We start from the raw sequence: 20,889 nt of genomic DNA, 5'->3' as shown, positions 1-20,889 counted from the left end.
AAAGCAACGATTATTTCGTTGCTTTTTTTGTTAAATACTGTTCAAATTTCAATCCTTTTATGTTATAAGGATCAAATCCTTTGTATAAATCTTCTAATAATTGCATTACTTGAAAATAAGTAAATAATACTGAATATGAAGCTTGTTCTTGGTAAACAGGGATTTCTACTAAAAATAAAAATCGATCATATTTCGAAATCTGAACAGTATTCCCATCTTGATTCATCAAACCAATATAACTTCCGTCATAATCAGGTAGGTTATGAAAAATCTCAATAGCTTGTGATAAACTACCTTCTAAAGGTAATTCAGTTTCGACCTGTAAGTCGTCAGCGTAATTTTCAAAGAATATTTTCACAGTGCAAAAGTAAGAAATTTTAATCTATTTTAAGGAATTCCTTTTTTTTCGGGTTATAATTATTAAATTAGCATTCAAATTATGGAAAAAATGAGTTACGACATTATAGTTATTGGAAGTGGTCCTGGAGGATACGTTGCAGCAATTAGAGCAGCACAATTAGGTAAAAAAGTAGCAATCGTAGAAAAAGCTGAATTAGGTGGAATCTGCCTTAACTGGGGATGTATTCCTACAAAAGCTTTATTAAAATCTGCTCAAGTATTCAAATACTTAAATCATGCAGAAGATTTTGGAATTAACTTACCTTCAGATATTTCATTCGAATTTGGAAATGTTGTTTCTCGTAGTAGAGGAGTGGCGGATCGTATGAGTAAAGGTGTTCAATTCTTAATGAAGAAGAACAAAATTGAAGTAATTCAAGGTGAAGCAAAAGTTTTACCAGGAAAAAAAGTAAAAGTTACTGCAGCAGATGGTTCTGTTAGTGAATTATCTTCAGAAAATATAATTATTGCAACTGGTGCACGCTCTCGTGAATTACCTGCATTACCACAAGATGGTAAAAAAGTAATTGGTTACCGTGGTGCATTAGCAATGGAAAAGCAACCAAAATCAATGATTGTTGTAGGTTCTGGAGCGATTGGAGTTGAGTTTGCTCACTTCTACAATACATTAGGAACAAAAGTGACAATTGTAGAGTTTTTACCACGCATTGTAAATGTTGAAGATGAAGATATTTCGAAACAATTACAATTATCTCTTAAAAAATCTGGAATCAATATCTTAACAAATGCAGAAGTTACAGGAGTTGATACAACTGGAGATTTAGTAAAAGCAACAATTAAAACTGCAAAAGGAGAAGAAATTCTTGAAGCAGAAGTTGTTTTATCAGCAGCAGGAGTTGTTCCAAATACAGAAAATATTGGTCTTGAAGAAGTTGGTATTGCAACTGAAAGAGGCAAAATAGTTATCAATGATTTTTGTGAAACATCTGTAAAAGGATATTATGCAATTGGTGATGTTGTAAAAGGAGCAGATTTAGCTCACTTAGCATCTGCACAAGGTATTTTATGTGTTGAGCATATTGCTGGTGAAAAAGTAGAACCAATCGACTACGGAAACATCCCAGGTTGTACTTATTGTTCTCCAGAAATTGCATCTGTAGGATTAACAGAAGCAAAAGCTAAAGAAGCTGGATACGAAGTAAAAGTAGGAAAATTCCCATTCTCTGCAAACGGTAAAGCTGTTGCAAACGGAGCTGCTGATGGTTTTGTAAAAGTAGTTTTTGATGCGAAATATGGTGAATGGTTAGGATGTCACATGATTGGTGATGGAGTTACTGAAATGATTGCAGAAGCAGTTGTAGCCCGTAAATTAGAAACTACTGCACATGAAATTATGAAATCTGTTCACGCGCACCCTACAATGGCAGAAGCTATTATGGAAGCGGTAGAAGATGCATATGGACATGCAATTCATATCTAAGAAATAAATTTAAAATTTATAGTTGAAGCAGCCTTTTGGCTGCTTTTTTATTTTACCAAATCGTTAATTTTTTGCGTTATGTATATTGAATTTGTTTTTTAACTATCTTTATAATAATAATTTAAAAACAGATATAATATGAAAAAATTTTATTCTTTAGTAGTAATTACTGCATTATCTTCTTTATCATTTGGACAAGTTGTGATTAGTCAAGTTTATGGTGGAGGAGGAAATTCGGGCGCAAAATATACGCATGATTTTATTGAGTTGTTTAATAGAGGCTCTTAAGCTGTTACATTAAAAGGTCATTCACTTCAATATGCTTCTACTACAGGTAATGTTAGTGCAGCTAATACACAAGTATTAGCAGATATTACAATTCAGCCAGGTAAATATTATTTAATTCAACAAGCTAAAGGTAATAGTGGAACAGATGCATTGCCAACTCCAGACCAAATTCCTGCTACAGCTCTTGCATTAGGAGCCATGAACGGTAAAGTAGCACTTGTATCTAATGTTGATCCAATAACTGATGTAACAGATAAAGATATCGTTGATTTTGTAGGTTTTGGAACGTCTAATGAATATGAAGGATCTGGTCCTACTGCGGCTTTATCTAATACTGATTCTGCTCAAAGAAAGTTAAAAGGATGTCAAGATACAAATGATAATAAGAATGATTTTGACGTAGCTGCTGCTGCTCCTAGAAATGGACAAACGGCTGCAAATGTTTGTACAAATTTGAGTACAGATAATTTAACATTAACTAAAGCAGTTTCTAATACATTATGGACAAATACAGCTTCTTTCAATGTAAAAGATAAAACAATTGTAGAAGTTTACAATATTAACGGACAATTGGTAAAATCTTTCGAAGTTAAAGGTGTTCAAAATGTAGATGTTTCTTCATTAGTTAAAGGGACGTATGTAGTTAAAACTACTTCTAACGGAAAATCTTCTACTCAAAAAGTAGTAAAAAAATAAGAAAGAATATATTGTTAATCTAACAAAAAAGCGATTCAGTTTACTGAATCGCTTTTATTTATTCTTCTAATTTCTGAATCTTAAAACCTGCATCTGTCACAGCTTCTACAACTTCTTCTTCATCTTCGGTTGTTGTCACAGTCAGTACTTTTCGTTCATCAGAAGTATCAACTTTCCAATTGTCTTTACCTACAGCTTCGTCCAAAAAAGGTTTTACAGATTTGATACAGCTGTCACAATTTATATTTGTTTTGAATTTCAATTCGCTCATAACTTTACAATTTAGACTCAAATTTATAAAGATTTCATAAGATTAAAAAAACGTTTAAGTAATATTTGATTTCGAAATTTAAATAAAAATCAATGAAGCGTAATCTTGATGTTGTTGTTATTTCGGATGTGCATTTAGGAACTTTTGGTTGCAAAGCACAAGAGCTGTTAGCTTATCTACAGTCAATCAATCCAAAAAAAATTATTCTCAATGGTGATATTGTGGATATTTGGAATTTTAAGAAAAGTTATTTCCCAGAAACGCATCTTCAAATTATTAGTTATTTGTTAAATCTTTCAGAACAAGGAATTCCAATCGTTTATATAACAGGAAATCATGACGAATTGTTACGTAAATTTACCACAATGCGTTTTGGAAATATTCTTTTAACGGATAAATATATGTTGAAACAAAATGATAAAGTCGCTTGGATTTTTCATGGAGATGTGTTTGATGCATCGATTCAACATTCGAAATGGATTGCGAAATTAGGTGGTTGGGGTTATGATAAATTAATTCAGTTGAATTATTTTATCAATAAATGTTTAGAGTTTTTTGGAAGAGAACGTTATTCGTTATCTCAAAAGATTAAAAATTCAGTGAAAAAAGCGGTGAAGCATATCAATGATTTTGAACAAACTGCTGCCGAATTAGCGATCGAAAATGAATATGATTATGTAGTTTGTGGACATATTCATCAACCACAATTGCGAAAAGTAAAAACGGATAAAGGAATTTGTGTTTATATGAATTCGGGGGATTGGATTGAGAATTTATCTGCTTTAGAATGTGTAGACGGAAATTGGTCAGTGTTTTATTTTGAAGAACATAAACATACTTTGATGCAAAATTTAGAAGAAATCGAGTTCAATTATTCGTTAGATGAACTGATTGTTTCAATTCTCAATAAAAAATAAATGAAAATTTTATACGCTTTGCAAGGAACAGGAAATGGACATTTGGCTCGTGCGCAAAAAATGTTACCAATCCTTGAAGAATATGGAGATTTGAATGTTTTTGTGAGTGGTTCTAATTCACAATTACAACTCGAAAATTATCAATTTAAACATCACAATGGCTTGTCGTTGTTTTATAATCAGCTTGGGAAAGTTTCGTATAAACGAATTTTTAAGGAGAATAGTTTTAAATCTTTTTGGAATGAAGTGAATCATTTTCCAATTGAAAAATATGATTTAATTATTAATGATTTTGAGCCAATTACGGCACATGCAGCTCGAAAGAAAAAGATAAATATTGTTGGTTTGAGTCATCAAGCTTCATTTTTATTTGATGAAACACCAACAGTGAAAAATAAAACGGGCGAAACGATTTTAAAATATTACGCACCAACTTCTAAGTATTACGGTTTTCATTTCGAAGAATATAATGATGCTATTTTTTTACCAATCATTCGAGATAAAATTAGAGCATTGCGTCCAAAACGAAAAGATTACTATTTGGTGTATTTACCAAGTTTTCATCCAACAGAAATTATGGAGAAATTATCACTGATTAAAGATTCAAAATGGAAAGTTTTTTCACCTTTTGTGAAAGATGTTACGCGTCAATTTAATGTTCAAATTTATCCAATTGATGAACGTCTTTTTACTAGAACTTTAGAAAATTGTAAAGGAGTTTTGTGCGGTGCTGGTTTCGAATTGCCTGCCGAAAGTATTTATCTTAAAAAGAAGCTTTTTGTGATTCCGATTAAAGGTCAATACGAACAATTATGTAATTGCGAAGCTTTAAAAATGATTGGCGTTGATTATTCATATGATTTGAATGTAGCACAATTGCAACGTTGGGTGGATTCGAATAAAATTATTGAGAAAGATTTCCCAGATCAAACCGAAGAAATCATTCAGAAAGTAATTTTAGAAGCATCCCATTAATTATTTTTCCAGAAAGCAGGCGTAAATAAAATTAAGATTGTATAAAGCTCTAATCGTCCCAAAACCATTAAAAAACAACATAATAATTTTGCACTATCCGTTAAAGAATTCATTGAAGTACCCGGACCAAATTCGCCAATTCCCGGACCTACGTTTCCTAAAGTGGAAGCAGTTAATGTTAAAGAGGCCAAAATATCTTGGAAACTCATTGTTATACCATAATTCAAAAGCGCAAACAAAATAGAACTCACAATCCATGTAAACATAAACATGACAAAGAATGCCATGACGTGGAAAACAATAGATTGGTTAAGCGAACGATTGTTATAACGAACAGGAATAATTGCGTTTGGGTGTAAAATACGCTTAAATTCGATCCAACTATTTTTTAATAAAATGACGTGTCTAATAACTGTAATTCCTCCAGATGTAGAACCTGCCGAACCTCCGATGAAGAACAAAGAGAAGAAAATAAGTGTGGTTACGGTTAACCAACTTGTGTAATCTTCCATTGCCAAAGCTGTTGTAGATGCGATAGATACAACGTGGAATAATGAACTTCTGAATGAATGTTCGAAATTAAACCACGAATAGGTTTCGACGGAATAACTAGGGTAAATATTGAAAAATAATACAACAAAAACGATAAATGTAACGACAGCAAGTAAACCAACCCACCAACGGAATTCTTCATTTTTCCATACTTTTTTGAATTGTCCTTTAATCAATAAATAAATCAATGCGAAGTTTGTTCCGCCCAAAAACATCATCACGATTAATACATATTGAATAAAAATATTGTTATTCCAATACATCAAACCTTCATTCTTAGTAGAAAAACCTGCCGTTGCAATCACACTCATCGAATGATTTGCAGCATCAAATAAATTCATTCCACCAAAATAAAGCAACATCGCAAAAAAAGCAGTTAAGCCTAAATAAACTAACCAAAGGTTTTTTGCTGTTTCTGTAATTCGAGGGTGAATTTTATCCGTATAAATTCCAGGCGCTTCTGCCATAAAAAGCTGTCGACCACCAATTCCAAGAAACGGTAAAATCGCAATCGTCAAAACGATAATCCCCATACCACCAATCCAATTGGTTGTACTTCGCCAAAATAATATACTTTTTGGGAGACTTTCTACATCATCATAAATTGATGTCCCAGTCGCTGTATAACCAGAAACGGTTTCGTAAATAATGTTGACAAAACTAAAATTTTCATTGATGATATGATCGTTTGGTAGAAATATTAACGAGGTAACATAGGGTAAACACCCCGAAAGAATCAAGAAAAGCCATCCGACACAAACCACGATATAACCTTCGCGTTTGTTGATGTGTTTTCTTCTGTCACGCGTAAAATACATCATTGCAGCTCCCGACAATCCCACTAAACTCCCCGAAACTAAAAAAGGGTAGAGTAGATGATCATTAAAATAAATGCTGACACATGTTGCAATAAACATAAAGAGCGCATTTAATAGTAATAAAACACCCGAAAGATTCAGGATTACTTTGATGTTAAGTGATTTCATTATTTAAAATATTTGGTCACTTTTGGAATTAAATTCGCTTGACTAAAAACAACGACGTGATCTTTTGGTTCGATAATGAAATCTTTTGTTGGAATAAATCCATCATTTCTGCGAACAATTCCAGCAATAATAGCACCTTCTTTAAACGGAAAATCGCTTACTTTTTTGAATGCGATTTCAGAATTTTCGTGAATACGGAATTCTAAAACTTCAGCATCTAAATCAGAAATTCCTGTTACATCCATCACAGAACCTTGTCGAATATAACGGAAAATACTATCTGCGGTTAAGAGTTTTTTATTGATAAAAGCGTTAATTCCAACTTCTTGACTAAGATGTATATAGTCGATATTTTCGACCAAAGCAATTGTTTTTTTAACGCCTTTTGATTTTGCCAAAAGACATGACATAATATTCGTTTCCGAACTTCCTGTCACAGCGATAAAAGCATCCGAATCAGAAATACCTTCTTCCAATAACAATTCTCCATCTCGACCATCACCATTGATAATCAAAATGTTATTTAAATCGTCAGCTAAATCAAAAGCTTTGTTTCGATTGATTTCTAATAACTTAACATTGTGCTTGTTATCTTTTAAAAGTTTGGCAACTTTGACACCAATACTTCCTCCTCCTAAAACAATTACATTTTTGAAATATTCTTGTTTCTTTCCAAGGATTTTATAAACTTCTAAAATTCCAGCTTTTTTGACAATAAAATAAACGTGATCATCTATTCTAAATTCAGTTTCGGCTTCGGGAATAATGGTTTGATATTCGCCACGTTCGTTGCTACGAATTATTGCAATTGGCATCAAAAGATTGTCTTCGCCACCTTTCGTCGTCAAATACATGTCTTTGTACTGCTTGTCCAAAATTTTACAATCCGCATCCAAAACAGTTCCAACCATAAAAAGTTGACCATTTGCAAAGGGATGCATCGCATTGAAAGCAGATTGTTGAACAAGAGAATAAATCTCATCAGCCGCTAATTTCTCAGGACTAATTAATGCATCAATTCCCATTCCTTGAACCCAAAATTGATTTTCTTTGTAAAGAAATTCAGGATTCGAAATTCGAGCTAATGTGCGTTTTGCCCCTAAATCTTTCGCAATCGAAGCACTTGTAAGGTTTGTGTTTTGAAGATGAGTGACCGATATAAAAATATCTGTATCATCAATTCCAACTTCTCGCAAAGCCTTGAAAGAAGTGATATCACCACGATAAGCCATTACATCTAACGAGTTTTCGATCATCAACAACTTGTCCTTGTCCATGTCCATGATGACGATGTCGTTCATTTCATTAGAAAGTAATTTAGCCAAATGAAAACCAACTTCTCCAGCACCTCCGATTAATATTTTCATGAAAGAAATTTAGGATAAAACTATTTTGACGTTTCTTTTTGTCCCATTAACATTAGGAACGATTTCAAGAATTCGTCTATATCACCGTTCATTACAGCATCCACATTACCTGTTTCAGTTCCTGTTCTGACGTCTTTTACCAATTTGTATGGATGCATCACATAATTACGAATTTGAGAACCCCATTCGATTTTCATCTTATTTGCCTCGATCTCATTACGTGCAGCCATTTTTTTCTCTAACTCAATCTTATACAATTCAGATTTTAACATCTCCATTGCACGTTCGCGATTGGCTAACTGAGAACGTTCAACCTGACAAACAACTACAATCCCAGTTGGTTTGTGCGTTAACTGAACTTTAGTTTCTACCTTATTTACATTTTGCCCTCCAGCTCCTCCAGAACGAGACGTTTGTAATTCGATATCAGCAGGATTGATTTCAATCTCGATTGTATCATCCACAATTGGGGAAACATAAACCGAAACGAAACTTGTGTGACGCTTTGCATTACTATCAAAAGGCGAAATACGCACCAAACGATGCACACCATTTTCTCCTTTTAGATAACCAAAAGCAAATTCGCCATCAACTTCTAATGTTACCGTTTTTACACCTGTAACATCACCCGCTTGATAGTTTAATTCTTTTACTTTATATCCATGTTTTTCGGCCCACATCAAATACATACGCAACAACATAGAAGCCCAATCACAAGATTCTGTACCTCCAGCTCCCGCAGTAATTTGAAGAATTGCACCAAGATTATCTCCTTCTTCTGAAAGCATATTCTTGAATTCTATATCTTCTAAAAGCTTAGCAACAACAGTATATTGTTCCATAACTTCTTCGTCACTTACATCGCCTTCGCGGTTAAATTCTACTAAAACTTCGACATCATTTACTGCATTTGCAATCGTTTGGTATTCATCAATCCATTTCTTTTTACCACGTAAAACTTTCATAAAAGCTTCGGCTTCTTTCGGGTTGTTCCAAAATTCAGGTGAAGCAGCGTGTTCTTCTTCATTTTGAACTTCGATTTCTTTTTGTTCGATTTCCAAATATTCGTGCAAATCTTGTGTACGTTTTTGGATGTCTTTTAGTAATTCGTTGTTAAACATAATTGCAAATGTATAAAAATAGGGGATTTTATGAACACGAGGTTAAGCATTAATCACTTTATCATCTTTTCCGTTCCAAGAAAGAATTTTATAAGTAAAACCGTCTTCCGTTTTAATTTCTTGGTCTTTCAGCATCAAAAAAGTATCGTCCCAATCACCATCATCATAACTAATTACCCAGAATAATTGGTTGAACAACAAACCTTCCAAAATATACAAAAGTTCCTCAACAGAATCTACTTCGTAAGTTGTAAAAGGAAAAGAAGATTTGATCCAAATCTTATCATCATCCGAAGTCTGAATATAAAGATCACCAAAAGTCGATTTGTATTCATTCTCGATATGGAATTCTAATAATTCGGTATCTTTTTTGTGAAGCCCTGTAAAATCTGGAATTGCTTCAATGATTTGATTGTATATTTTGATTGAAAAATCGTTCATCTTTCTAAAATTAGCTTGCAAAAATAAACGATATTATCTAATTCTGACACGATATTTATGTTCAATAAATCGAAAAAAGTTAAATAATTTGTATTCAAAATCATAACCATAGTCAACAGAAGGATCTAAATCTATACTTACTGCATACAAATCTGGATTATATGTCATTGGTTGCATATGTCGTTGATTCCAAATCATCACATATTGGCGATTTTTTTGTTCGTAATATTCTTTTGAATAATATTCTTTGGGTAATGCAGTTGTTTTTAAATAAATATCATATTGAGGATCAAATACAACAATATCATAATCGCCATCTTCATTCGGCTCGAATTTTAATGAATTCTCATCTTTATTCGGCACTGAATTTTGTGTGGATTGATTGGTTGTACAAGCAAAAAATAGGAGAGAAACGCTGAAGAATAAAAATAGCTTTTTCATAATTTTTTAATTTGATTAAATATATTGAAAAATAACGATATTAAGTGTTTATATCTACATTTACACTTATATTCTAATAATTTAGAATTACATGAATAGTAGTTCTGAAATATAAATGTTTATTTCATATTATTTATATATATATCTAAGAGACATTGAAAAATTATCATCATGAAATTTATTAATTTAATATTTTATAAGATATAATTTTGGTATAAATATAAAGTTTAAGTTAAAAATGTAACTTTATAGCAATAGTTCTTAAAGTTATCCCGAGATTGTATCCGATAGCAGATTCTAACTCTGTTATCTAAAATATATATGACAAATCACTTTATAGGAATAGGAAAATATATTCCAACTGAAAAAATATCAAATCATTTTTTTGAAGAACATCAATTTTTTAATGAACAAGGAGAAATTTTAGATCAAAATAATGCTACAATTTCGCATAAATTAAAACAAATAACAGGAATAGAAGAACGTCGATATGCCAGAAAAGATCAAGTAACATCAGACTTAGGCTATATGGCAGCTGCTTCAGCCATCACAAATGCAAATATCGACGCAGAAACTATTGATTATATTATATTCGCTCATAATTTTGGAGATGTAAAACACGATACGATTCAGTCTGATATGGTGCCAAGTCTTGCTGCAAGAGTAAAAAATTTATTGAAAATTCAAAATCCTTATTGTGTTGCTTACGATGTTATTTTTGGTTGTCCAGGTTGGGTAGAAGGTGTTATACAAGCCAATGCATTTATAAAAGCTGGATTAGCAAAAAGATGTTTGGTAATTGGTGCTGAAACTCTTTCGAGAGTAGTAGATGAACACGACCGAGATACAATGATATATGCAGATGGCGCTGGTGCAGCAATATTAGAAGCTTCTACAAACAATAAAGGAATACAAGCCCATTTATCTGCCTCTTATGCAAACGAAGAAAAAGATTATCTGTTTTTTGGAAAATCGTATAATTCAGAAAAATGTCCGAATACCAAATACATCAAAATGTATGGTAGAAAAATCTATGAGTTTGCTTTATCCAAAGTACCTTTAGCAATGAAAAAATGTGTTGATGATAGCTCATATAATATTGACGATATCAGTAAAATAGTGATTCATCAAGCCAACGAAAAAATGGACGAAGCAATCGTAAAACGCTTTTATAGTTTATATGATCAAGATGTGCCAAAAAATATTATGCCAATGAATATTCATAAACTTGGCAATAGTAGTGTGGCAACAATTCCAATTCTTTTGAAAATGATTATGGATAATGATTTAGAAAATCACCAGATAAATGAAGGCGATGTGGTATTATTTGCATCTGTTGGCGCAGGCATGAATATAAACACGTTTATTTACCAATTTTAACGATATCATCATGATAAGTTCTAATCACAATTAGATTAGAACTTTTTATCATATAGAATTCTCTAGAAATTAATACCATTTAATTCATTAAAACTTATTACCTTTGCAACGTACTTAAGAAGATATTTTGTCTTAATAGTTTACAATTGTATTCTTTATTTTACTTTTTTTAATTCACTAATTGACCTAGTCAATATAATTTTAACTTCTGTTTTCTAAAACGTATACTTGTAAGTTTTACTACATTATAATATAAATGTTGTCGGATAATTAATTCATGTTTTCTTAGGTTTTATCAGTATTAAAAACAAAAAATCTATACAAACATTTATGGCAGATTCTACATCTAAAAAAGAAAATAGCAAAAAGAAAGCTTTAAAAAAATTAGAAAAATTAAACAAAAGAGAGAATAGAAAAGAGAATAACAACAAAGGAAAATCATTAGAAGATATGATTGTCTATGTTGATGTACTTGGTAATTTTACAGATGTACCACCTCATTTACAAGACAAAGAAGCCGATTTGCTGAATAATAAAAGATTTGAATCTGATAACAGAGATGTTTTTATAGAAGGTATGGTTGATATCTACAACGATTCAAAAGGTTTTGGTTTTATTAAAGTACCAGCTTCTAACGATAAAATCTTCTTCCACTTCAAAGAATCAAAAGAATTACTTAAAGTAGGAGATCAAGTACAGTTCAAAAAAGAAATGTCTGAAAAAGGATTCAGAGCAATTCAAATATCAAAAAAATAAATTAATTAAATATACAACTATGCAAGAAGGAACAGTAAAATTCTTCAACGAATCAAAAGGGTTTGGTTTTATCTCTAACGCAAACGGAGGTGAAGATGTTTTTGTACATGTTTCTGGATTAATTGACAAAGTAAATGAAAATGATCAAGTTACTTTTGATATTGAAAAAGGAAAAAAAGGTCTTATGGCTGTTAATGTAAAAAGAAAATAAAAAAAGAATCCTTATATAAGGATTCTTTTTTTTGAACTATATTTAATTTCTAAAAGAGTATTTATGTACACAATATTACATAATTCGCGTTGCGGAAAAAGTAGAGATGCAGTAAAGGTTTTGGAAGAGTCTGGAAAAGATTTTGAAATAAGAGAATATTTGAAAGAGCCTTTGACGAAAGATGAATTGAGAACTATTTTAACAAGACTAAATCTAAAACCAATTGATATAGTAAGGACAAATGAAGAAGATTGGAAAATAAATTTTAAAGGAAATGAACTTTCTGATGATGAAATTTTGAATGCTTTGGTTGAATATCCAAAATTGATTCAACGTCCAATAGTGACAGATGGAAAAAGTGGAATAGTAGGTCGTCCAAAAGAATTGGTAGAAAATTTTATTAAATAAAAATGGTTTGATAATTGTAAGTATTTCTAAGACTAAACATAAAAAGCTATGAAAATTTTAGATGCATTAACAAAAAATCAAACGGAGAAAGGAACTAAAATAGGTTTATTAACAACAGCCGCTACAACGGGAGTAACGGTAGCTAAATTTTTGGGAAAACGTTCAATATATGGAATAATTGGTGGAGTAGCCGTAACATTGGCTGCAGAATATATCCGAAAAAAATATGAAAAGAAAGTTGAAGCTGAAAACGAAACTATTTTAGAGAATAAATAAAAAAAGAGTTTTGAAAAAAACTCTTTTTTGTATTATATATTTTTGTTTTGTTCTTCTGCATCACCAACCATATTTCGAACAATTCCTGGATTCGAATGTTTTTTCTTCATTTTCAAATTCAAGAATTCGACTAAAACAGAGAAGCCCATGGCAAAATAAATGTATCCTTTCGAAATGTGTTGATCAAACCCTTCTGCTAATAACGAAACGCCGATTAATAATAAGAATGATAAAGCCAACATTTTAACCGTTGGATGATCGTTCACAAATTTAGAAACCGCACTTGCTGAAAGCATCATAACTGCAACAGCAATAATTACAGCCGCAATCATAACCTCAATATGTTCTGCCATACCAACTGCTGTAATTACAGAATCTAATGAGAAAACAATATCTAAAATTAAGATTTGTACGATAGTTCCTGCAAAAGAATGGACTTTCACTTTTCCTCCGGTTTCTTCAACACCTTCTATTTTGTGGTGAATTTCTACAGTCGATTTATAAATCAAGAATAATCCTCCGATTAGTAAAATCAAATCTCGACCAGAGATTGCTAATTTTTCTAACCATTCGGTTGAAGTAATGCCAATCCATTCGCCAATATTGAATAGAGGAGTGGTAAGACTCATGACCCAACTTAGTGAGAATAAAAGGATAACACGTGTAAACATGGCTAAAAATAAACCAAGCTGTTGTGCTTTCTTTTGTTGATGTGCAGGCAATTTTCCTGACAAAATAGAAATAAAAACAATATTATCAATCCCTAAAACGATTTCTAACATTGTTAATGTAAATAATGCAACTAATGCATCTGGTTGTAAAAAAATACTAAAATCCATCGATTAATTTTGAAGTTTCGAAAATACAACGAAGAATAAGAATTAAAGTTTGAGTAATAATTATTTAATGTTAATTTAATATTAGAACTTATACAAAATTATTTACAGATTAAATCAATCAAATCGTTTTAGCAATATAGAATTAAACTTTACTTTTGCGAAAAAGACTTAGAATGATTTCAAAAGTTCAACTTCGGTTGCAGTTTCTCGTACTTCTTTGGGGATTTACAGGAGTTTTCGGAAAATTAGTTACAATGAGTGCGTTGTCAATGGTTTGGTATCGTGTTCTTATTGGGGCTATTGCTGTTTTTATTTATATGAAGTTCAGAAAAATGGATTTCAAGGTAACTAAAAACGAATTGTTGAAATTACTTGCTATCGGTGGAATTGTAGGAATACATTGGTTTACATTTTATTTGTCGATTAAACTTTCTAATATCTCAATTGCGTTGAGTACGTTGTCGATGGGCGCGCTTTTTAGTGCGATTTTAGAACCTATTTTTTTTAAACGAAAAATTAATCTGCTCGAAATAATTCTTGCTATAATCGTTTCCACTTGTGTAGCTGTTATTTTTAATGCATCACCAGAAGATTATAAATTGGGAATTATCATTGGTATTTTGTGTAGTTTTCTATCGGCATTATTTGCAGTTCTTAATTCGAGATTACCAAAGTCAATCAAACCAACTAAAGTTACTTTATACGAAATGATTGGTGGAGTTATCACACTTTCGGTGGTAATGATTCTTTTTCAGCCAGAAGCTATTTCTGAAGTTGTAAATATAAGTTGGTCAAACTTAGGATGGTTGACTTTGCTTGGCGTCATTTTTACAGCTTTTGCACAAATAGAATCAGTTGATTTGCTGAAACATGTTAGTGCTTTTACGTTGATGTTGAACGTAAATTTAGAACCAGTTTATGGCATCATTTTGGCAAGTCTTATTTTTGGAGATTCAGAACATATGAATCCTATATTTTATATTGCTACAGGGGTAATGGTACTTTCTATCATTATGAACGGAATATTAAAAACAAGATTTTCTAAATAATTTATTGTCAAAAAGACGCATTTGTTTTAAAGAATGCTTATCATTTAATATCTTTGCTTCAATTGAAAAGTAAACCATAATCACATGATACACTCTATTATTACAGGTGTTGGGCATTATGTTCCCGAAAGAGTTGTTACAAACTTTGATTTAGCTGAAGTGATGGATACCAATGACGAATGGATTCAGGAACGTACAGGGATTGTCGAAAGAAGACATATCGAGCCAGGTTCTAAGATTTCGTCTACAGATTTGGGAGTTATTGCGGCTAAAAATGCGTTAGAAGATGCAGGAATCACTGCTCAAGATATTGATTTTATATTATTTGCGACTTTATCTCCCGATTATTATTTTCCTGGAAATGGTGTATTGGTGCAAAAAGAGTTAGGTTGTCGTACAATTGGGGCAATGGATATTCGTAACCAGTGTTCTGGCTTTGTATATGCGTTATCAACGGCTGATGCTTTTATAAAAGCAGGAGTTTACAAAAATATTTTGGTGATTGGAGCAGAAGTGCACTCATTCGGATTGGATATGTCGGATGAAGGTCGTGGCGTTTCAGTAATTTTTGGAGATGGAGCAGGAGCAGTAATTGTTTCGGCAACGGAAGAAGAAGGACGTGGAATTTTATCGACTAATTTACATTCTGAAGGTGAATTTGCCGAAGAATTAGCAGTTACTTTCCCTGGAACAAAAACAGGTTGGTCAGACGAATTATTGAAAGAAGGTAATACGTTAACTAAAAAAGAGATTTATCCATATATGAATGGGAACTATGTTTTCAAGCATGCGGTAACTCGTTTTCCAGAATCAATTATCGAAGCTTTATCGACTGCGAATAAAAAGCCAGAAGATTTAGATTTATTTATTCCACATCAGGCGAATTTGCGTATTTCTCAATTTGTACAAAAACAATTGGGATTACCAGATGAGAAAGTTTATAACAATATTATGCGTTACGGAAATACTACGGCAGCATCTATTCCTATTGCATTGAGTGAAGCAAAACAAGAAGGTAAAATCAAAAAAGGTGACTTAGTAATGATGACTGCTTTTGGAGCAGGATTTACATGGGGCTCTGTTTTGATGAACTGGTAAGTAAGTTTGAATTTAGATTTACAAATTTAGAATATAAAAAAAACCTTCACTTTTTAGTGAGGGTTTTTTGGTTATATTTGATTGATTTAAAAAATTATTAATGAAATATTTATTGATTCTCATAATTGGTTTAATGAGTTGTTCGCAACATAAAATATCAAAAAATGTAAAGGATCAAGATTATATCTTTTTTCTCCATAATAAATATTTAGAAACGCATAACGATGGAGATTATGATACAGTCTATAAAACTAAAATTGAGTATTCTAAAGTTTTGAATTCATTCAAGAAAGACGGTTTTATTGTGATTAGTGAGAAAAGAAAGCCGAAAACAGACGGAATAAAATATGCAAAAAAGGTTGTTAAGCAAATTGATAGTTTGATTAATACAGGTGTTAAACCTAATCATATTACGGTTGTAGGAACTTCGAAAGGTGGTTACATTGCGCAATATGTATCAACTTTTAAAAATAATCCTCAAATCAACTATGTATTTATTGGTTCGTTTCAAGAAAGTGATTTAGAAGAAATGCCTGATATAAAATTTTCTGGAAATGTTTTAACCATTTACGAGAAGTCTGATGCATTTGGCGTTTCAGCTATAAAACGTAAAGAAAATTCAACCAATAAAATCAATCATTTCAAAGAAATTGAATTAAATAATGGCTTAAAGCATGGTTTTCTTTATAAAGCTCTTGATGAATGGATTGAACCAAGTAAAAAATGGGCGAGGAGAAATTATGATTTTAAATAAATGATTCATTTATAATTTTTCCTAAAAATCACTCGAACTGACAATTTTTATTCAATCTGTACAAGAAATATCTTATACAAAAAAAGGTTAGACTCTAAAAAAAATAGAATCTAACCCAAGTTTATTTTGTTACTTAAATACTATAAGAAATGGTGATATTAAGATTTCCTTACTTCAATTTTTTAGCAACATACATTTTTTCTGCTAATTGAACAGCTTTGTACGCATCAACAACACCGCCTGTTACAGAAATATCTGTTAAAGCAGGATTTTTGTTGACAGATTCTAACAATATTTGTTTGATATCTGTTGCAGTTAATTTAGGATAATGTGCCCAAACCAAAGCCGCAACTCCTGCTACAACTGGAGAAGCCATAGAAGTTCCGCTTTCATTTTTGTATTCCCCATCTTTATTAGGAACAGTAGAATATATTTCATTTCCTGGCGCAAAAACATCTACAGACTTTTTACCAAAATTAGAAAAACTTGCTCTTAAATTGTCATTATCCATTGTATTTGCTCCAACTGTAATTACGTTTTTAGAAACTTCTACACCTTTGTCGTCATAAACGGTAGGGAAGTGAATTTCGTCATCAATATTTACGTTTTCATTTCCTGCAGCTTTAATCAATAAAAGACCTTTTTTCTCAGCATATTTAAATGCATCCCAAACAATTTGTTTATCAGGAGAATAAGCTTTTCCAAAAGACATATTTAAGATTTTTGCTCCATTATCTGCTGCATAACGAATGGCATTCGCAACATCTTTATCACGTTCGTCTCCATTTGGAACTGTACGAACTGACATGATTTTTACATAACCATTTCCAGCGATTCCATCCATTCCAATTCCGTTACCAGATTTTGCTGCAATAATTCCAGAAACGTGTGTTCCGTGCATAGAATCAGGGCCATCTACATCATTATTTCCGTAAAAACGTTCTGATTTATCAGCATAATTATCACCAACAATTGGACGAGGATCTAATTCTGTATTCAAGTTAATTTCAACTTGTTCTTTGTAGTATTTTGTTCCTTCTGAAATTTCATTTCCAACTTCTGTTAAGAAATCTTTCATTGATTTTCCTTCCCAAGCTTCTTTCGGAACCATACCAAAAATAATCATCCCTTGTTGTGCTTCTTTAGAAACAGGTTTAAAAGACATCATATTTTTTTCATTCAACTCTTTTTCGCCCCATTCTTTAATCAAAGCAGGAAATGCAACTGAGAAAATATCATTCATCTGCACATATTGCGCTGCATTTTGTTTTGCTTCGGCTAATTTATTTTCGAACTCAGGTTTTATTTTTTGATATTCTTCCAATTCTTTTGGGAATTTTGTTTTGTTAGAAGCTGCATCTTTACTTTTTTCGAATAAATCGCGGTATTTTACAAAAAGACGTGTTAACTCTAATGTATCTCCATCAACATTTTTACCATCTTTTCCTCCAATAAAATTCCAACCATGAATATCATCAACATAACCATTCTTGTCATCATCAATTCCATTTCCAGCAATTTCTTTGGTGTTTGTCCAAATATTATCTTTTAAATCTGGGTGAGTAATCTCAACTCCAGAATCTAAAACACCAACAATTAACTGTGAAGGTTTACGTTTTTTTGATTCTAAAAATTGTAAAGCTTTTTGAGTATTTACACCATAAACACCACTTTCTTCTAAAGATTCGTGTTGCCAATATTTTTGATCAACTTTAGGCAATGGTAGAGCAGTTGTCGTTTCTTGTGCGAACGATGCCACACCAACAAACATGGCAACTGATATACTTAATAAGAATTTTTTCATAATTGATTTATCTATATGTCGAGAAACAACCGAAATTGTTACATCTAAAATTATCTCGAGTTTAAACGCAAAAAAGGCTCCAAAATTTGAAGCCTTTTTATAATGTTGTGTTAAATTTAAAATTATTTCAATTTACGTTGTTTGTAAATTTCTTCAGCTTTTTGTACAGCTTTGTAAGAATCTACAACACCTCCAGCAACAGAAATCTCTTTTAATTGCTCATTTTTATTAACTGTTTCCATTAAGATATTACGAATATCTTCTGCAGTTAATTTTGGATAATGTGACCAAACCAACGCTGCAACACCAGCAACAGCAGGTGAAGCCATAGAAGTTCCGTTTAAGAAACGATATTGATCAACCCCTGGATATGTTGCATAAATCTCTTGTCCTGGTCCAAAAACATCTACCGATTTTTTACCATAGTTAGAGAAACGAGCTTTTAAAGCATTTGGATCTTTAGTAGAAGCACCAACCGTAAGAACAGATTTAGAAACAACATTTCCATTTCTAAAATTAGTTGGATAATGTACATGAACATCAATATCTTCGTTGCTATTTCCAGCCGCTTTAACGATTAAAACACCTTTATCAGAAGCATATTTGAACGCATCCCAAACTAAATCTGCATCAGGAGAATAAGGTTTTCCGAAAGACATATTCAAGATTTTTGCTCCATTGTCAACTGCGTAGTAAATTGCATTTGCAACATCTTTATCGCGTTCGTCTCCATTTGGAACTGTACGAACCGACATAATTTTTACATTATTTCCTCCAGTCGTTCCTTCAGAACCGATATTATTTCCTCTTACAGCACCGATAATTCCAGCAACGTGAGTTCCGTGAGAAGATTCAGGTCCGTTAGAATCACTGTTTCCATAAAAACGCTCTTTTTTATCATTTGGATTGTCAACATCTTTACGATCAACCAAATCTAAATTTAAGTGAGAAGATAAAGCATCTCCCTTCGCAGCACGACGAGCAGCTCCTAAATAGGTATTCGAAACTTCTTTCATCGTTTTCCCAACCCATTGCTCTTCTTTCAATTCACCAAAAATCCATAAAGCTTCTAAGATTTGAGAATCTGTTGGTTGGTAATTTTTTAAAATATCTTTAGTTAATTTAGTATCTCCAAATTCAAGAACCATTTTATTTACACCACCTTCAACAGCATTCAATTTAGATTGAGCAACTTGTTGGTTATATTTTGCTTTTCCTACAGCGCTTAAATATTCTTTTTCAATTTTTTGAAATTCAGCATATTCAGTAGGATTTTTTACAATAGCTTCATGATTTTTCTTTTGATCGAAAGTTGCGTATTTAGATGATAAAGCTTTGTAAACACGTGTTAATTCAGTGGTATCATCATTGTAATTGATTCCTTTTGCTGTTCCTAAAAAAGACCATCCATGTACGTCATCAATGTAACCATTTTTGTCATCATCGATTCCGTTTCCTGGAATTTCTTTTGGATTTGACCACATATTTGCTTTCAAATCTTCGTGAAAATTTTCAACACCGCTGTCCAAAACTCCTACAATAATTGTATTTGCTTTTCTTTTGTTGTCTTTTAAGAATTGTAAAGCTTGATCAGTATTTACACCATAAACACCTGTTTGTTCTACACCTGCATGATACCATTTTTCTTTTGGTACTTCTGTTGTTTGTGCTTGAACAAACCCTAATGTAAAGGCAAATCCTAAAGCAATAAATAATTTTCTCATGTTGTTATTTTATTAAGTTTTTTAAATATACTGCGGCACTTGGTCCTTCGCTAAAAAGTAAATCTAAGATACTCAAACCTTCTATAAACTCAAATTTATCATCAAAAACTTGTGCATATTCTGGTAGGTTATACTGAGGTGCTTTTTTAGCAGAAAATTGATTTCTGAAATCATTTTCAGGATTCAGATCTTGATAGGTTTCAGTTTTAGAAATCTCCAAATCTAAGCTTAATTTCTTGTTGATGAAATCAATTGTTTTTAGATTAAAATCTAAAAGAAATTTCTCTTTTTGTTCTAAAATTGGAATAATTTCATCTTCATAATATTCAAAATATGGAGAACTTTGATAAGCTGACTTTAAAGATTTGATGTGTTCTTTTTGCCAATCATATTCATAAGAAGGTTGCAAATCTTTGAACAAACGTGTTCCGTTGTGTAAAATTGGAATATTCAACATTAATTTACCATTTGCACCCAAAATATACATGCGGTTACGGTAAGTTTGCTTTTGAAAATTTTCTTGAACTTCGATATCCAAAGTTTGGCTTTTTACCATTTCTGCATAGTAATCAATCGGTCCAAAATAAAAAGCTGCAAACGTATTTTTCATTCTATTATTTTATATGGAAATGTGCATTACAAGTAGCTTATAATGCACATTTATAGTGTTGTTAATTTTATAATTTAGAGGATTT

General features: G+C 31.8%; 24 protein-coding genes. 13 read left to right on the top strand and 11 right to left on the bottom strand.

Features of this window, described 5'->3' with window-relative positions; all coding sequences use genetic code 11:
* Positions 1-10: 10 nt before the first annotated feature.
* Positions 11-358 carry a hypothetical protein gene (locus B3578_RS10755; protein WP_219033995.1) on the bottom strand — a complete coding sequence of 116 codons (348 nt, stop codon included), beginning with the start codon at positions 356-358 and terminating at the stop codon, positions 11-13.
* Positions 359-448: 90 nt separating this feature from the next.
* On the opposite strand from B3578_RS10755, the gene lpdA reads away from it, so the two are divergent.
* The 3 genes from lpdA (at position 449) to B3578_RS10740 (ending at position 2,824) form a co-directional block, all read left to right on the top strand.
* Positions 449-1,840, top strand: coding sequence for a dihydrolipoyl dehydrogenase (gene lpdA / locus B3578_RS10750; RefSeq protein ID WP_286494926.1), 1,392 nt, complete (start codon positions 449-451; stop codon positions 1,838-1,840).
* A 138-nt stretch (positions 1,841-1,978) separates the two neighbouring features.
* On the top strand, positions 1,979-2,128 hold the full coding sequence (locus B3578_RS10745; protein ID WP_280038151.1) for a hypothetical protein: 150 nt from the start codon (positions 1,979-1,981) through the stop codon (positions 2,126-2,128).
* Between the two features lie 150 nt (positions 2,129-2,278).
* Complete coding sequence (locus B3578_RS10740) at positions 2,279-2,824, top strand: T9SS type A sorting domain-containing protein (protein ID WP_286494925.1); 546 nt, start codon at positions 2,279-2,281, stop codon at positions 2,822-2,824.
* Between the two features lie 58 nt (positions 2,825-2,882).
* Here B3578_RS10740 and B3578_RS10735 read toward each other — a convergent pair whose 3' ends face one another.
* Positions 2,883-3,095 (bottom strand): hypothetical protein, encoded by a 213-nt coding sequence (locus B3578_RS10735; RefSeq protein ID WP_180906652.1) that lies wholly within the window; start codon positions 3,093-3,095, stop codon positions 2,883-2,885.
* A 92-nt stretch (positions 3,096-3,187) separates the two neighbouring features.
* Between B3578_RS10735 and B3578_RS10730 the strand changes: the two genes are divergently transcribed.
* Positions 3,188-4,012, top strand: a complete 825-nt coding sequence (locus B3578_RS10730) for a UDP-2,3-diacylglucosamine diphosphatase (protein ID WP_038335849.1) — start codon at positions 3,188-3,190, stop codon at positions 4,010-4,012.
* Positions 4,013-4,987, top strand: coding sequence for a glycosyltransferase family protein (locus B3578_RS10725; protein ID WP_286494924.1), 975 nt, complete (start codon positions 4,013-4,015; stop codon positions 4,985-4,987).
* Here the strand turns inward: B3578_RS10725 and B3578_RS10720 are convergent.
* Genes B3578_RS10720 through B3578_RS10700 form a run of 5 tightly spaced genes read right to left on the bottom strand, consistent with a single transcriptional unit; the run spans position 4,984 to position 9,895 of the window.
* Entirely contained in the window at positions 4,984-6,525 is a 1,542-nt protein-coding gene (locus B3578_RS10720; protein ID WP_180906655.1) for a TrkH family potassium uptake protein, read from the bottom strand. The two genes, B3578_RS10725 and B3578_RS10720, sit on opposite strands and share 4 nt — an antisense overlap.
* Entirely contained in the window at positions 6,525-7,892 is a 1,368-nt protein-coding gene (trkA, locus tag B3578_RS10715) for a Trk system potassium transporter TrkA (protein WP_180906656.1), read from the bottom strand. Before trkA ends, B3578_RS10720 begins: the two co-directional genes overlap by 1 nt.
* A gap of 20 nt (positions 7,893-7,912) precedes the next feature.
* Positions 7,913-9,013, bottom strand: a complete 1,101-nt coding sequence (gene prfB, locus B3578_RS10710) for a peptide chain release factor 2 (protein WP_291048585.1) — start codon at positions 9,011-9,013, stop codon at positions 7,913-7,915.
* Between the two features lie 42 nt (positions 9,014-9,055).
* Positions 9,056-9,454, bottom strand: a complete 399-nt coding sequence (locus tag B3578_RS10705) for a hypothetical protein (RefSeq protein WP_038335837.1) — start codon at positions 9,452-9,454, stop codon at positions 9,056-9,058.
* Positions 9,455-9,487: 33 nt separating this feature from the next.
* Entirely contained in the window at positions 9,488-9,895 is a 408-nt protein-coding gene (locus B3578_RS10700; protein WP_038335835.1) for a DUF6146 family protein, read from the bottom strand.
* Between the two features lie 321 nt (positions 9,896-10,216).
* On the opposite strand from B3578_RS10700, the gene B3578_RS10695 reads away from it, so the two are divergent.
* The 5 genes from B3578_RS10695 (at position 10,217) to B3578_RS10675 (ending at position 12,926) form a co-directional block, all read left to right on the top strand.
* Complete coding sequence (locus B3578_RS10695; protein ID WP_286494921.1) at positions 10,217-11,275, top strand: 3-oxoacyl-ACP synthase III family protein; 1,059 nt, start codon at positions 10,217-10,219, stop codon at positions 11,273-11,275.
* A gap of 330 nt (positions 11,276-11,605) precedes the next feature.
* Positions 11,606-12,031 carry a cold shock domain-containing protein gene (locus B3578_RS10690; RefSeq protein WP_038335861.1) on the top strand — a complete coding sequence of 142 codons (426 nt, stop codon included), beginning with the start codon at positions 11,606-11,608 and terminating at the stop codon, positions 12,029-12,031.
* Positions 12,032-12,050: 19 nt separating this feature from the next.
* A complete protein-coding gene (locus tag B3578_RS10685; protein ID WP_135837000.1) occupies positions 12,051-12,242 on the top strand; it encodes a cold-shock protein in 192 nt (63 codons plus the stop codon).
* A gap of 63 nt (positions 12,243-12,305) precedes the next feature.
* Positions 12,306-12,650 (top strand): arsenate reductase family protein, encoded by a 345-nt coding sequence (locus B3578_RS10680; protein WP_286494920.1) that lies wholly within the window; start codon positions 12,306-12,308, stop codon positions 12,648-12,650.
* A gap of 48 nt (positions 12,651-12,698) precedes the next feature.
* Complete coding sequence (locus B3578_RS10675; protein ID WP_125350054.1) at positions 12,699-12,926, top strand: hypothetical protein; 228 nt, start codon at positions 12,699-12,701, stop codon at positions 12,924-12,926.
* 32 nt (positions 12,927-12,958) lie between these two features.
* Here the strand turns inward: B3578_RS10675 and B3578_RS10670 are convergent, their stop codons facing one another.
* The gene (locus tag B3578_RS10670; RefSeq protein ID WP_125350055.1) at positions 12,959-13,765 is read right to left on the bottom strand and encodes a TerC family protein; all 807 of its coding nucleotides are present in this window, start codon (positions 13,763-13,765) and stop codon (positions 12,959-12,961) included.
* 173 nt (positions 13,766-13,938) lie between these two features.
* Between B3578_RS10670 and B3578_RS10665 the strand changes: the two genes are divergently transcribed.
* From B3578_RS10665 to B3578_RS10655, 3 genes are all read left to right on the top strand, one after another.
* Positions 13,939-14,814 carry a DMT family transporter gene (locus tag B3578_RS10665; protein WP_286494919.1) on the top strand — a complete coding sequence of 292 codons (876 nt, stop codon included), beginning with the start codon at positions 13,939-13,941 and terminating at the stop codon, positions 14,812-14,814.
* An 84-nt stretch (positions 14,815-14,898) separates the two neighbouring features.
* Positions 14,899-15,912: a beta-ketoacyl-ACP synthase III gene (locus B3578_RS10660; protein WP_286494918.1), complete on the top strand. Its 1,014-nt coding sequence runs from the start codon at positions 14,899-14,901 to the stop codon at positions 15,910-15,912.
* 100 nt (positions 15,913-16,012) lie between these two features.
* Positions 16,013-16,666, top strand: a complete 654-nt coding sequence (locus B3578_RS10655; RefSeq protein ID WP_219033984.1) for a dienelactone hydrolase family protein — start codon at positions 16,013-16,015, stop codon at positions 16,664-16,666.
* A 169-nt stretch (positions 16,667-16,835) separates the two neighbouring features.
* Here the strand turns inward: B3578_RS10655 and B3578_RS10650 are convergent, their stop codons facing one another.
* From B3578_RS10650 to B3578_RS10640, 3 genes are all read right to left on the bottom strand, one after another.
* Positions 16,836-18,470 (bottom strand): S8 family peptidase, encoded by a 1,635-nt coding sequence (locus B3578_RS10650; protein WP_219033983.1) that lies wholly within the window; start codon positions 18,468-18,470, stop codon positions 16,836-16,838.
* 122 nt (positions 18,471-18,592) lie between these two features.
* Positions 18,593-20,194 (bottom strand): S8 family serine peptidase, encoded by a 1,602-nt coding sequence (locus tag B3578_RS10645; protein ID WP_286494915.1) that lies wholly within the window; start codon positions 20,192-20,194, stop codon positions 18,593-18,595.
* A gap of 4 nt (positions 20,195-20,198) precedes the next feature.
* On the bottom strand, positions 20,199-20,804 hold the full coding sequence (locus tag B3578_RS10640) for a WbqC family protein (RefSeq protein WP_180904454.1): 606 nt from the start codon (positions 20,802-20,804) through the stop codon (positions 20,199-20,201).
* Between the last annotated feature and the right edge of the window lie 85 nt (positions 20,805-20,889).

This window comes from Empedobacter sp. UBA1574 (assembly GCF_002322895.1).
In the GTDB taxonomy this organism is placed as follows: domain Bacteria; phylum Bacteroidota; class Bacteroidia; order Flavobacteriales; family Weeksellaceae; genus Empedobacter; species Empedobacter falsenii_B.
This window is presented reverse-complemented; position numbering and strand designations above follow the sequence as displayed.

Excerpts from the sequence above, each read along its gene's own strand:
- lpdA (WP_286494926.1), top strand. The coding sequence starts at position 449 with ATGAGTTACGACATTATAGTTATTGGAAGTGGTCCTGGAGGATACGTT.
- B3578_RS10745 (WP_280038151.1), top strand. The coding sequence starts at position 1,979 with ATGAAAAAATTTTATTCTTTAGTAGTAATTACTGCATTATCTTCTTTA.
- B3578_RS10735 (WP_180906652.1), bottom strand. The coding sequence starts at position 3,095 with ATGAGCGAATTGAAATTCAAAACAAATATAAATTGTGACAGCTGTATC.
- B3578_RS10730 (WP_038335849.1), top strand. The coding sequence starts at position 3,188 with ATGAAGCGTAATCTTGATGTTGTTGTTATTTCGGATGTGCATTTAGGA.
- B3578_RS10725 (WP_286494924.1), top strand. The coding sequence starts at position 4,013 with ATGAAAATTTTATACGCTTTGCAAGGAACAGGAAATGGACATTTGGCT.
- B3578_RS10720 (WP_180906655.1), bottom strand. The coding sequence starts at position 6,525 with ATGAAATCACTTAACATCAAAGTAATCCTGAATCTTTCGGGTGTTTTA.
- trkA (WP_180906656.1), bottom strand. The coding sequence starts at position 7,892 with ATGAAAATATTAATCGGAGGTGCTGGAGAAGTTGGTTTTCATTTGGCT.
- prfB (WP_291048585.1), bottom strand. The coding sequence starts at position 9,013 with ATGTTTAACAACGAATTACTAAAAGACATCCAAAAACGTACACAAGAT.
- B3578_RS10705 (WP_038335837.1), bottom strand. The coding sequence starts at position 9,454 with ATGAACGATTTTTCAATCAAAATATACAATCAAATCATTGAAGCAATT.
- B3578_RS10700 (WP_038335835.1), bottom strand. The coding sequence starts at position 9,895 with ATGAAAAAGCTATTTTTATTCTTCAGCGTTTCTCTCCTATTTTTTGCT.
- B3578_RS10695 (WP_286494921.1), top strand. The coding sequence starts at position 10,217 with ATGACAAATCACTTTATAGGAATAGGAAAATATATTCCAACTGAAAAA.
- B3578_RS10690 (WP_038335861.1), top strand. The coding sequence starts at position 11,606 with ATGGCAGATTCTACATCTAAAAAAGAAAATAGCAAAAAGAAAGCTTTA.
- B3578_RS10685 (WP_135837000.1), top strand. The coding sequence starts at position 12,051 with ATGCAAGAAGGAACAGTAAAATTCTTCAACGAATCAAAAGGGTTTGGT.
- B3578_RS10680 (WP_286494920.1), top strand. The coding sequence starts at position 12,306 with ATGTACACAATATTACATAATTCGCGTTGCGGAAAAAGTAGAGATGCA.
- B3578_RS10675 (WP_125350054.1), top strand. The coding sequence starts at position 12,699 with ATGAAAATTTTAGATGCATTAACAAAAAATCAAACGGAGAAAGGAACT.
- B3578_RS10670 (WP_125350055.1), bottom strand. The coding sequence starts at position 13,765 with ATGGATTTTAGTATTTTTTTACAACCAGATGCATTAGTTGCATTATTT.
- B3578_RS10665 (WP_286494919.1), top strand. The coding sequence starts at position 13,939 with ATGATTTCAAAAGTTCAACTTCGGTTGCAGTTTCTCGTACTTCTTTGG.
- B3578_RS10660 (WP_286494918.1), top strand. The coding sequence starts at position 14,899 with ATGATACACTCTATTATTACAGGTGTTGGGCATTATGTTCCCGAAAGA.
- B3578_RS10655 (WP_219033984.1), top strand. The coding sequence starts at position 16,013 with ATGAAATATTTATTGATTCTCATAATTGGTTTAATGAGTTGTTCGCAA.
- B3578_RS10650 (WP_219033983.1), bottom strand. The coding sequence starts at position 18,470 with ATGAAAAAATTCTTATTAAGTATATCAGTTGCCATGTTTGTTGGTGTG.
- B3578_RS10645 (WP_286494915.1), bottom strand. The coding sequence starts at position 20,194 with ATGAGAAAATTATTTATTGCTTTAGGATTTGCCTTTACATTAGGGTTT.
- B3578_RS10640 (WP_180904454.1), bottom strand. The coding sequence starts at position 20,804 with ATGAAAAATACGTTTGCAGCTTTTTATTTTGGACCGATTGATTACTAT.